The organism is uncultured Aquincola sp. (assembly GCF_964001545.1).
Taxonomy (GTDB): Bacteria; Pseudomonadota; Gammaproteobacteria; order Burkholderiales; family Burkholderiaceae_C; genus Aquincola.
On record NZ_CAXFDV010000850.1, the window covers coordinates 1 to 2,633 of the forward strand.

Annotated in this window: 2 protein-coding genes; both read right to left on the reverse strand. The window is 70.2% G+C overall.

Features of this window, described 5'->3' with window-relative positions; all coding sequences use genetic code 11:
* Positions 1-706: ketose-bisphosphate aldolase (locus ABNT58_RS29405; RefSeq protein WP_348756893.1), on the reverse strand; the 706-nt coding region annotated here is incomplete at its 3' end.
* A gap of 37 nt (positions 707-743) precedes the next feature.
* Positions 744-2,633: transketolase (tkt, locus tag ABNT58_RS29410; protein ID WP_348756894.1), on the reverse strand; the 1,890-nt coding region annotated here is incomplete at its 5' end.

Genomic DNA, 2,633 nt, shown 5'->3' on the forward strand with positions numbered 1-2,633 from the left:
ATGAGGAGCCGTGCATCACCAGGTGCGTGTCGGGGATGCGCTGGTGGATGGCCTTGATGCGGTCGATGGCCAGGATGTCGCCGGTGGGCTGGCGGCTGAACTTGTAGGCGCCATGGCTGGTGCCGATGGCAATCGCCAGCGCGTCCACACCGGTCTGGCGCACGAAGTCGGCGGCCTGCTCGGGGTCGGTGAGCATCTGCTCGTGCGTCAGCGCGCCTTCGGCGCCCACGCCATCTTCTTCGCCGGCCAGGCCCGATTCCAGCGAGCCCAGGCAGCCCAGCTCACCTTCCACCGACACGCCCACCGCATGCGCCATCTCCACCACGCGGCGGGTCACGTCCACGTTGTAGTCGTAGCTGGCCGGCGTCTTGGCGTCTTCCTGCAGACTGCCGTCCATCATCACGCTGGTGAAGCCCGAGCGGATGGACTGCAGGCACTGCGCCGGGCTGGCGCCATGGTCCTGGTGCATCACGATCGGGATGTCGGGGTACATCTCGGCCGCGGCCTCCACCATCTTGCGCAGAAAGGGCTCGCCCGCGTACTTGCGGGCACCGGCACTGGCCTGCAGGATCACCGGGCTGTTGGTGCGCTGCGCGGCCTGCATGATGGCCTGGATCTGCTCCAGGTTGTTGACGTTGAAGGCCGGCACGCCGTAGCCGTGCTCGGCCGCATGGTCGAGCAACTGGCGCAAAGAGATCATCGCCATCTTGGTTCTCCTGAGGTGAAAGGGATGCGGTCGGTGTTCAGGCAGTGGCCAGCGGGCGCGGGGCTTCCGTTGCGGTGGCGGGTGCCGGCAGCAGCCGCAGCGCCCGCTCCACCACCGCCTCGGGCGTGAAGCCGAAGAGCTTGAACAGCTGCGCCGCGGGCGCCGATTCGCCGAAGCCGTCGAGGCCGATCACGTCGCCCTGCTCGCCCACGTACTTCCACCACAGGCCGGTGCTGCCGGCTTCGATGGCCAGGCGTGGCAGGTGGCGCGGCAGCGTCTCGGCGCGGTAGGCGGCGTCCTGGCGGTCGAACACGTCCAGGCAGGGCACCGAGACCACACGCGCCGCCACGCCCTGCTGCGCCAGCCGGTCGGCCGCGGCCAGCGCCAGCGACACCTCGGAACCGCTGGCCAGCAGCACCAGGCGTTCATTCGCCGGGCGGCGCAGCACATAAGCCCCGCGGGCGATGTCCTCGGCCCGCGGCGTGCCGTCGCCCGCATGCGGCAGGGCCTGGCGCGTGAGCAGCAGCGCGGCCGGCCCGTCGCTGCGGCGCAGCGCGGCGCGCCAGGCCACCGCGGTTTCGGTGGCATCGGCGGGGCGCCACACGTCCAGGCCCGGAATCAGCCGCAGGCTGCTGGCATGTTCCACCGGCTGGTGGGTGGGGCCGTCTTCACCCAGGCCGATGGAGTCGTGGGTGAACACATGCACCACCGGCAGCTTCATCAACGCCGACATGCGCAGCGCATTGCGCGCGTAGTCGCTGAAGGTGAGGAAGGTGCCGCCATAAGGCCGGTAGCCGCCATGCAGCGCGATGCCATTCATCACCGCGGCCATGCCGAACTCGCGCACGCCGTAGTGCACATGGTTGCCCGTGCCCCGGCCGGTCAGCGGCTGGTGGCCGCGCCAGTCGGTCAGGTTGGAACCGGTCAGGTCGGCCGATCCCCCCAGCAGCGCCGGCATCGCCGGGCCGAACACGTTCAGGCAGTCTTGCGAGGCCTTGCGCGTGGCGATGGCCGCACGCCGGGCTTCGGCTTCTTCGATGGCCTGGGCCAAGGCGGCCTCGGCCGGCGCTTCCAGCGCGCCGCCGCCGCGGCCCGCGGTGCGCTGCAGCAGCGCATGGGCCAGCTCGGGGTAGGCCTCGGCATACGCGGCAAAGCGCGCCTTCCAGGCGCAGTAGCGGCTTTCACCGTCGGCGCGCGCGTCCCAGGCCTGGGCCACGGCCTCGGGCACCTCGAAGGGCGCAGCCTGCCAGCCCAGGCGCTCACGCGTCAGTGCGATCTCGGTCGCGCCCAGCGGCGCGCCGTGCACGTCAGCGGTGTTGGCGCGGTTGGGCGAGCCGTGGCCGATCTCGGTCTTGCAGCACACCAGCACCGGCTTGTCGCTGGCCAGCGCCTCGTCGATGGCGGCGTCCAGCAGCTCGGCGTCATGGCCGTCCACGTCGCGCAGCACGGTCCAGCCATAGGCCTCGAAGCGGGCCGGCGTGTCGTCGGCGAACCAGCCGCTCACCGCACCGTCGATGCTGATGCCGTTGTCGTCGTAGAACACCACCAGCTTGTGCAGGCCCCAGGTGCCCGCCAATGAGCAGGTTTCATGGCTGATGCCTTCCATCAGGCAGCCGTCGCCACAGAACACGAAGGTGTGGTGATCGATCACCGTGTGGCCCGGCCGGTTGAACTCGGCGGCCAGCAGCTTTTCGGCCAGCGCCATGCCCACCGCATTGGCCAGGCCCTGGCCCAGCGGGCCGGTGGTGGTTTCCACCCCGGGCGTCACGTCCACCTCGGGGTGTCCGGGGGTTTTGCTGTGCAGTTGGCGAAAGCGCTTGAGCTCTTCCATCGGCAGCGCATAACCGCTCAGGTGCAGCAGCCCGTACAGCAGCATCGAGCCATGGCCGTTGCTGAGCACGAAGCGGTCGCGGTCGATCCACTGCGG